Annotated in this window: 10 protein-coding genes; 7 read left to right on the top strand and 3 right to left on the bottom strand. The window is 57.2% G+C overall.

The window, feature by feature from the left end; translation table 11 throughout:
- The 3 genes from EN742_RS15055 to EN742_RS15045 form a co-directional block, all read right to left on the bottom strand.
- On the bottom strand, positions 1-701 hold a 701-nt coding region (locus EN742_RS15055; protein WP_281034963.1), incomplete at its 3' end, for a hydantoinase/oxoprolinase N-terminal domain-containing protein.
- Between the two features lie 144 nt (positions 702-845).
- Positions 846-1,658 carry an SDR family oxidoreductase gene (locus EN742_RS15050; protein WP_128187930.1) on the bottom strand — a complete coding sequence of 271 codons (813 nt, stop codon included), beginning with the start codon at positions 1,656-1,658 and terminating at the stop codon, positions 846-848.
- 9 nt (positions 1,659-1,667) lie between these two features.
- Positions 1,668-2,429, bottom strand: coding sequence for an SDR family NAD(P)-dependent oxidoreductase (locus tag EN742_RS15045; RefSeq protein WP_128332976.1), 762 nt, complete (start codon positions 2,427-2,429; stop codon positions 1,668-1,670).
- 346 nt (positions 2,430-2,775) lie between these two features.
- Between EN742_RS15045 and proX the strand changes: the two genes are divergently transcribed.
- The 7 genes from proX to EN742_RS15010 all read left to right on the top strand — a co-directional run.
- Positions 2,776-3,747, top strand: coding sequence for a glycine betaine/L-proline ABC transporter substrate-binding protein ProX (gene proX / locus EN742_RS15040; RefSeq protein ID WP_245492328.1), 972 nt, complete (start codon positions 2,776-2,778; stop codon positions 3,745-3,747).
- Between the two features lie 36 nt (positions 3,748-3,783).
- Positions 3,784-4,533 carry an SDR family NAD(P)-dependent oxidoreductase gene (locus EN742_RS15035; RefSeq protein ID WP_128332974.1) on the top strand — a complete coding sequence of 250 codons (750 nt, stop codon included), beginning with the start codon at positions 3,784-3,786 and terminating at the stop codon, positions 4,531-4,533.
- A gap of 107 nt (positions 4,534-4,640) precedes the next feature.
- The gene (locus EN742_RS15030) at positions 4,641-5,657 is read left to right on the top strand and encodes a thiamine pyrophosphate-dependent dehydrogenase E1 component subunit alpha (RefSeq protein ID WP_128332973.1); all 1,017 of its coding nucleotides are present in this window, start codon (positions 4,641-4,643) and stop codon (positions 5,655-5,657) included.
- Between the two features lie 4 nt (positions 5,658-5,661).
- Positions 5,662-6,663 carry an alpha-ketoacid dehydrogenase subunit beta gene (locus EN742_RS15025; protein ID WP_128332972.1) on the top strand — a complete coding sequence of 334 codons (1,002 nt, stop codon included), beginning with the start codon at positions 5,662-5,664 and terminating at the stop codon, positions 6,661-6,663.
- 25 nt (positions 6,664-6,688) lie between these two features.
- Positions 6,689-6,925, top strand: a complete 237-nt coding sequence (locus EN742_RS15020; protein ID WP_128332971.1) for a biotin/lipoyl-containing protein — start codon at positions 6,689-6,691, stop codon at positions 6,923-6,925.
- A complete protein-coding gene (locus EN742_RS15015) occupies positions 6,925-7,614 on the top strand; it encodes a dihydrolipoamide acetyltransferase family protein (RefSeq protein WP_128332970.1) in 690 nt (229 codons plus the stop codon). The genes EN742_RS15020 and EN742_RS15015 overlap by 1 nt, the downstream gene beginning before the upstream one ends.
- A 415-nt stretch (positions 7,615-8,029) precedes the next feature.
- Positions 8,030-8,479 (top strand): SDR family oxidoreductase (locus tag EN742_RS15010; RefSeq protein WP_210214461.1); only part of this gene is annotated, 450 nt, incomplete at its 3' end.

Here is an 8,479-nt window from a genome sequence, read left to right as displayed (position 1 = left end):
GATATACTGCGCTGCTCGAGAAAGCCTTCGGTCGCCGCCACCAGGCGGTCGATCATCGAGATCAGTCTGGCGTTAAGCAATGTGGTGAGCGCCCGGCGCGGGCCGCCAAGCTTGGCTGACAGCTCATGACTGGCGGTGACCGGTAGTCCAGTCTTCTCACGGATCATGTTACGAGCAGCGATTTCATGCGCAGGGTTGCGCGTGGCGAAATAGGCGCATATAGCGAAGCCAGAAACCGAGCCGCCAAGCTCCGGCAATGCTGCTTGCAGGCCCGATAGGTCGAGCCCCGCAGTATTGCCGTGCACGTCATGGCCTCCCGGACAAAACACCACCGGATCGGTGCCGAGTGCCGTACGAAGCCCGTCACGCGCAAGATCGGCCTCGGAAAACCCGATCATGATGAGGGCGACGCGGCCACCCTGGCACTCGACCAACGCGTTGGTCGCTAGGGTCGTCGACATCGAGACCAGTTTGATATCGGTCGGATCTGTACCGGCCCTTTGCAGCACCGCGTCGACGGCGCCGGCGATACCGACGGCAAGATCATGCCTCGTCGTCAGCGCCTTGGCCTTGGCCAGAACCTTGCCCTTGCTAGGCCCGTGCTGCGGGCCTTCGGTCTCAGACCACAGCACGGCATCAGTGTAGGTGCCGCCAGTGTCAATGCCGAGAAACAGCGACCTAGGCTTGGTCTTTGTCCTCACAACCGATAGCCATTCGACCGGGGCTCACCCCCCAGTTTGGGCGCAGCAACGCTGCATTGTAAAGCGCACATGCCGGTGAGCATCACTGTGTTCCTCAGCGAGCCCGAGGACCCGCCGTAACCCGTTCCGGGCGCTGACGCAACGCTATGCTTGGACCTTTGTCAGTTTGGCCCGGTACTCTTCATCCAAGATGGCGGGCAACGAAATTTTCTTGGTGCGCGCGCCATCGACGGAGATCATTTCGCCGCTCACGAAACTGGAATCGTCACTTGCCAACCACAGGACTGCGTTGGCTATCTCCTTAGGAGCTCCAATCCTCCCCACCGGGTGAAGCTGTCCCAATTCGCGCTCAATCAAGCTTCGATCGGGGTGCATCTCGACGTAGGCACGATTTAAATCAGTGTCGATCCATCCTGGGCAGACAGTGTTGCAACGTATGCCGTCAGGCCCAAGGTCCACGGACAGCCCGAGCGTCAGTCCGTGAACGCCAGCCTTCGAGGCCGCGTAGGCTGTATGCCACGGGTTGACCATATAGCCTTCCACCGACCCAATGTTGACGATTGTCCCTCCTCCCACTCGCCTCATTTCAGGGACCACATACTTTGCCATCAGAAAGGGCCCGCGGAGATTGACTGCCATGAGCCGGTCCCACTCTTCAGCGGTCTGGTCATCAATGGACTTGTGCATGACAAGACCCGCATTATTGACCAGAATGTCGATCTTGCCCCATTTCTGCAGGACTTCATCGACGAAGGTGCGGATCGAAACCTCCTTTGTGACGTCCAGCGGGAGAGGCGTAATTCCACCTGCACCGCCGGAACCGGAAGCACGGTCGTCGCGCAGATCGCCAACGACCACGATGGCACCCTCCTCAGCAAGCCTCTCCGCGATCGCACGTCCTATTCCCTGGTTGCCACCTGTAACGACAGCAACCTTGCCTGATACCCGACTACCCAAAATTTCCTCCTATCCTGCCGTGAAGCCGCCATCTATCGGAATAGCAACCCCAGTAATGTGCCTGGCGCCCTCGCTCGCGAGGAACACGGTCAAGCTCGCAATTTCCTTGGGGGTCGCCACCCGACCCTGGGGTATGGAGTCGACATTTCTCTGCAGGATTTGCTCGGCTGTGACAGGCTGAGTGTGCGCTGAAACAAGCATCGGGGTGTCAACGGCGCCGGGGCAGACCGCGTTGATGGTAATCTGCTCCTTGGCATGATCTAGGGCCATCGCCTGCGTCATTAGAACGACAGCGCCTTTGGACGCGCAATAAGCAACCAGTCCAGGGCAGCCAACCAATCCCACGTTCGATGCGACGTTGATGATGCTTCCGCCGCCCGTCGTCCGCATGGAGCGCACAGCAGCGCGGCTGAAAAAGAACACGCCATTCACGTTAACTTCGAACGTCTGGCGCCAATCGTCATCCGACGTATCAACAGCGTTTCCGCGCCGGATAATCCCAGCGCTATTGACCAACACATCAACATGGCCGAACCTCTCCACGGCGGACCTGACCGCTTGGTCGGCAAAAGCAGGGTCTGCAACATCGCCGAGCTGAAGCAAGGCTGTGCAACCGAGCTTCTCCACTGTCTCCAGGGCCTTCTGGCCCCGCTCCCGATCCCGCCCCGCCAAGACCAGCGAGGCTCCTGTCGCGGCAAACGCTTCCACCACGGCGCCCCCAATGCCGGAGGTCGCACCGGTAACAATAACCACCTTCTTCGATTGCGCCATATGTTGGGTGTCCGGGCAGAGGGCTGCGTGAGAACGACGGCATGTACTGTGATCTAGGCCGGCAAACGTACTGTTCGCAAGCACCCAAAAAGTCATGCAGCTAACAAGCTGAAGTCATGGTCGCAGGTCATGACCTCTGGTTATCCGGCGCCCCATTAATACTCATTTGAAGTGTGGCGGGGGCGCCCCTATAGGTCACACCGAGCGAGCAAAAGGCACCGAAAAGAGGGCCAAAAGCAACTTGCCGAGCAGCTCGTAACGCCCGGGGCTGGCCGGGTGATCGCACCCCGAAGCGAGAGCCACTAAAGCCTATAACTGCATCTACATGGGAAATGGGAGTATGACCATGAAATCACTTTTTCGCTTTATTCTGCTCAGTTCCATCGTTATGGCGCCGGCCGCGTTCGCGGCTGAAAAGGTCATACCAGGATGGGATGGCGTTTCCGAAGAACTCATGCAGACCCTTATAGTGGGTGAGGGCCTACGCCAGCTCGGATATGACGTAGCGGATCCTGTTCAGCTCCAGATTGAACTGGCTTACGTGGCGCTCGCGAAAGGGGACGTTACTTATTACGCAGCATTTGCCGATCCTATCCATAACCAGTACATCAAGGAAAACGGTGGAGAATCTGTCCTAACGACCATGGGCCTGCTGTCGGCCAACAACGTGCAGGGCTACCTGATCGACAAAAAGACGGCGGATGCTACCGGCATCAAGTACTTGGAAGATCTGAAGGATCCAGAGAAAGCAAAGCTGTTCGATATTGATGGCGATGGCAAAGCAGACATTTATGGGTGCGATCCGGGCTGGGGCTGCGAGCGGATCATTGAGCATCACCTCGACGCCTACGGCCTTCGCGACACCGTAGAAGAGAAACAGGGCGGTTACTTCGCAATCATCCCTGATGCTATCGAGCGCATCAAAGAAGGCAAGCCGACGATCTATTACACTTGGACGCCTTTTTGGCTCTCGAGCATTCTGCAGCCAGGCAAAGACGTTGTCTGGCTCAATGTTAAAAAGACCGATTTGCCTGATGGCCAAACAGCGAGCACGGAAGTGCCGGGCCTTGGAAATCTAGGTTTTCCTATGATTCAGCAACGGGTTGCTGCGTCGACCAAGTTCATCAACGACAATCCGTCCGCGAAAAAGTTCTTCGAACTGTTCGCGATGCCGTTGGAGGACCTGAATGCCCAGGCTCTCCGAATTTACAACGGCGAGAAATCCGACGCGCAGATCAAGCAGCGCGCGATGGAATGGATCTCGAACAACAAGACGAAGTGGGACGACTGGATCGCGCAAGCCAATGCCGCAAAATAGCAACGACGGCGGCTAGGATCATGGCGGAGAACGGAATTGACTGACAACAGCCTCCTTGACCAAACCGTCATCTTGACGGGCGCTGCCGGTGGTATCGGCAGCGCCATCGCCCAGGTGTTAAGTCGGCTTGGCGCCCGACTGATCTTGGCGGACTACGATGGCGCGAGCGTGGAGCGAGTGGCAGCATCGCTCGATCCCGAGGGCGAACGGGTCGCAGCTATCCGTTACGATGCAAGCAACCCAGCCGACGCCGAGACCGTGGTGGCTACCTGCCTTACACGTTTTGGTCACATTGATCATGTTGTCCCTGCGGCAGCCATTTTCGAGGATCAGCCGTTCGCGACAATGACCGACGAGCAATGGCGCCGGATGATATCAGTCAACCTCGACGGCGTTTTTTTCATTTGTCGTAGGGCCATCCCCCATATCAGGCCGGGGGGGTCCATCGTGACGATTGCGTCTTCAGCAGCACATGAAGGCTCATCGGCAGAGCATGTTCATTATGGAGCTTCAAAGGGCGGTGTCTTGGCGTTCGTCAAGTCACTAGCGAAAGAAGTGTCGCCGCATGTCCGCGTGAACAATGTGTCGCCCGGTACTATCGATACCCCGATGGTTGCCGAAATGTTGCGCAAGAAAGGGGACATCTGGTTGGCGGCTACCCCGGCAGGTCGTTTCGGAACAGGCGAAGACGTTGGCAACGCAGTGGCGTTTCTATGCAGCAATGCTGCCAGCTACATCATGGGCCAGACGATTCACGTGAATGGTGGTTTGTATATGGGCGGCTAGAAACGGCGATGGGCTTTGACCGGACCAGACTAGAGCACATCCGACAGCACACATCAGAACCTGCCCGCGTGGTTTAAGCGGAGCTTTGAATATGGAGCGCTTGGAAGATGAACTTGAGCGGCGAACTGAGATTAGAGGCCTACCGGAGGATGCTGCGCATTCGTCGGTTTGAAGAGGAAGGTAGCCGACTCTTCAAGGGCGGCAAGATTCCTGGCGTTTTCCATACAAGCATTGGTCAGGAAGCGGCAATCGTGGGCTCGTGCCTCGCACTGCGCGATGACGACGCCATGACCGGCACACATCGCTCGCATGGCCATCCCATCGGAAAGGGTGGGCATCTCGACGTTCTGATGGCCGAATTGATGGGCAAGGAAGGCGGCATTTGTAAGGGGCGCGGAGGTTCGATGCATCTTGCGGACCGATCGGTCGGAATTATCAGCGAGTCGGGCATCGTAGGGGGCGGTATACCCCTTGCCACAGGTTGTGCTTTCAGTGCGATGGTTCGAGGCGTCGACCAGGTTTCCCTGTGCTTCTTTGGCGACGGGGCTGTTAATCAGGGCACCTTTCACGAAAGCCTCAATATGGCTTCGCTGTGGAATCTGCCTGTGATCTATCTTTGCGAGAATAATGGCTATGCAGTGACCGTCTCGGTGGCCCAAACCCATGGCCAACCTGACATCGCGTTACGTGCGGCCGGATTTGGAATGCGGGGCGTCAATGTTGACGGGCAAGACGTTGACGCGGTCTTTGCAGCAACCGAAGCGGCTGTGCGGCGGGCGAGAGCTGGCGATGGTCCTAGCCTGATCGTCGCTAACACCTACCGTTTCGACGAACACAATGCGGGCCTGGCCATTCCGGGAACGCCCTATCGCTCCACCGAGGAGATTGAAAGTTATCGCCGGGATCGGGATCCCCTTGTTCTCTATCGCAGCGCTCTACTCAAAGACGGAGTCAGGGAACCGGTTCTTACCGAGATCGAGGATGAGGTTTCCCTGGCAGTCAAGCAAGCTGTTCAATTCGGCCTTGATAGCCCCCTCCCCCAACTAGAGACGCTCTCCGACTACATGTTTAACACGCCCCTCATCGGGCACAACAACTTCGTGGCCGGGCTCGAGAGGATCTAATGGCATGCATGATGATGCGCTAACACTTTCTGAAGCCCCGACCACTCATAGGCAGATGACCTATATCGATGCGCTCGTCCAAGCTCAATTCGAGGAGATGGAGCGCGATGATCGTGTTGTACTCATGGGAGAGGATGTCCCTCTATATGGCGGCCTCAAGCTTGTCGAGACGTTCGGCAAGAAACGGGTCTGGAACACGCCTATTTCGGAAGGAAGTTTCACGGGCATCGGCATTGGAGCCGCCATCAATGGGTTGCGGCCGATCGTCGACCTGACCATAGCCAGTTTCGTTTATCTCGCGTCCGACCAGATCATCAATCAGGCCGCTAAGCTGCAGTACATGACCGGGGGGCAGATCGATATACCGATCGTGATACGGTGCTGCATGTATCCTACGGGCTCGAAGGCGGCTCAACATGCGGACCGCCCCTACCCATTATTCATGAACGTCCCCGGCCTCAAGATCATCTGCCCGTCGACCCCCGCTGACATGAAGGGCCTCATGAAGGCGGCGATTCGCGACGGCGATCCTGTTCTCGTGTTTGAGGATGCTCGCCTTTGGGGGGTCAAAGGGGATGTTCCGACAGATCCTGATTACGTCATTCCGATCGGGAAGGCCGATGTGAAACGGGAGGGCACAGATGTGACGCTCGTCACCATCGCCAGCGCCATCCGGCCGACAATGGAAGCGGCCGATGCCCTTGCGAAAGAAGGGGTTTCGGTCGCAGTGATCGATCCTCGCACGCTGAAGCCGCTCGACTATCAGACGATCAAAATATCCTTGGCAGAGACTGGGAGGCTTCTGATCGTCGAGAACGCTCATCGTGTATGCAATGTGGGAAGCGAGATTGCCGCGGTGATGGCTGAAGAGGCTTTTGATCTGCTGAAACGTCCGATCCTTCGCGTTTGTGCGCCAGACATCCACGTTCCCTTCAGTCCCGCGCTCGAGAAGGGCTTTTACCCCACGAAGGACCGCATTATCGCCGCCATACGTCGGCTCCTCTAAACGTCTTAATCGAATGGATACCAAGATGACAGTTGACATCAATCTGCCGTCCAGCGGAATGGGCATCGAGGAAGCAACAGTCATTCGCTGGCTGAAAAACATTGGCGACCAAGTGCAGGAAGGAGAGATCGTCGCTGAAGTCGAGACGGCCAAGGCTACCGTGGAGATCGAAGCGCCGGCGTCAGGAAAGTTGGCAACCATCGTTGCCCCGGTTGGCACGACGGTCGATGTCAATGCGGTCCTTGGAACGATTGCGAGCTAATGTCGAACTCATTCACCGAGGTGGCCCTGTCGCCTTTACGCAAGGCGATCGCGGCGCGAATGACGTTGGCAAAACAGACGGTCCCGCACTTCCGGATGGTCGCGCACATTGAAGCCGACAAGCTGATGCGTTGGCGGTCTGAGCTGAATGGACACCATCCAAACGAGAAGGTGTCGCTCAACGACTGCCTGGTCAAAGCGGTGGCTGTTTCGCTGGTCAAGCACCCTTCCATCAATTGCCAGATGGCAGATAACACGATCCGTCAATATCACAGCGCTGATATTTCTATAGTGATTGCCGTCAAGGGCGGTCTGTCGACACCTGTGGTGCGCAGCGCGGAAACCAAATCGGTCATCGAGATCGCCGCAGAGACCAAGGATTTCGTCGACCGGGCTACGCGCAAATCCCTGAAATTGAGCGAAATTTCAGGCGGCTCGTTCAGCATTTCCAATCTCGGTGGCTATGGTATTGAGCAGTTCGATGCCATCATAAATGTTCCACAGTGCGCCATTTTGGCCGTTGGGAGCGCTGTACCACGGGTTGTGGTGGATTCCTCGGGGAATACTCGCACGGCAACGATGATGACCTTCACCCTGTCGGTGGATCACCGGGCAATTGATGGCGCGGAAGCTAGCAAATTCCTGCTCGAGCTGCGGAATGTCATTGGAAACCCCGAAAGCTTGGCCTGATCACTGCTTAGCGCCTGTTCGCGCGGTTGCTGGATAGTGACTTTGAACGGCAGGAGGGTCGCCAGGCCCGCCTCGACCGAGACGCATTGAATTTTCTTATGAGGGCTTCCATGACTGATCGGCTAGCCGGAAAATGTGCAATCGTGACTGGCCGTGGCCGTGGTATCGGCGCCGGGATCACCGAGGTTTACCGAAGAAGGGGCGCTGGTAGCTGTCATACAGCGCAATCCGCCCCTCCAAACGGCGCTTGACGGGCCCGTCATCTATGTGAAGGCAGATCTCGCTAGGCCCGAACATAGCATCAGCTTTGGAAGCTGCCGTTGAGCGGATCGGCGGCCTCGACATCCTCGTCAACAACGCCGGTATCGTTTTCGAGAAGACGGTCGAGGAAACGACATAGGAGGACTGGGACCGGATGATGAACATCAACCTGAAGGCTCCGTTTCTAATGACGAAGGCTGCGATTCCGCATCTTCGCCGGCGGGGAAAAGGAAGCATCGTCAACATTGGCTCAATCGAGGGGCTCGGGGCCAATCCAGGTCATGCGGGCTATTCCGCTTCGAAAGCTGGGATCCACGGTTTCACGGCGGCAGTAGCCGTTGACCATGGGCACGAGGGCATCCGTTGTAACGCTATTGCCCCAGGGTGGATCGTGTCCGACTTAAGCGAGATTTACATCAATGGCATGTCCGACAGCGCCCGAGCCCGCAATGAGCTTCTCGCAATGCATCCTGTAGCACGTCTTGGCGAACCCCGGGACGTCGGAAATCTCGCTGTCTGGCTTGCCTCCGATGAAAGCGGCTTCGTCACTGGCCAAGTCTACGTTATCGACGGCGGCCGCACTAACAAGCTTCACCTTCCGAAA

Origin of the sequence: Mesorhizobium sp. M4A.F.Ca.ET.020.02.1.1, assembly GCF_004022645.1 — a bacterium.
GTDB lineage: Bacteria > Pseudomonadota > Alphaproteobacteria > Rhizobiales > Rhizobiaceae > Mesorhizobium.
The sequence above is the reverse complement of the archived record's forward strand: the minus strand, read 5'-3'. Positions and strand labels throughout refer to the sequence as shown.

What these genes read in the sequence shown, in the direction of transcription:
- proX (WP_245492328.1), top strand. Translation starts at nt 2,776, where the DNA reads ATGAAATCACTTTTTCGCTTTATTCTGCTCAGTTCCATCGTTATGGCG.
- EN742_RS15015 (WP_128332970.1), top strand. Translation starts at nt 6,925, where the DNA reads ATGTCGAACTCATTCACCGAGGTGGCCCTGTCGCCTTTACGCAAGGCG.
- EN742_RS15025 (WP_128332972.1), top strand. Translation starts at nt 5,662, where the DNA reads ATGCATGATGATGCGCTAACACTTTCTGAAGCCCCGACCACTCATAGG.
- EN742_RS15030 (WP_128332973.1), top strand. Translation starts at nt 4,641, where the DNA reads ATGAACTTGAGCGGCGAACTGAGATTAGAGGCCTACCGGAGGATGCTG.
- EN742_RS15045 (WP_128332976.1), bottom strand. Translation starts at nt 2,429, where the DNA reads ATGGCGCAATCGAAGAAGGTGGTTATTGTTACCGGTGCGACCTCCGGC.
- EN742_RS15020 (WP_128332971.1), top strand. Translation starts at nt 6,689, where the DNA reads ATGACAGTTGACATCAATCTGCCGTCCAGCGGAATGGGCATCGAGGAA.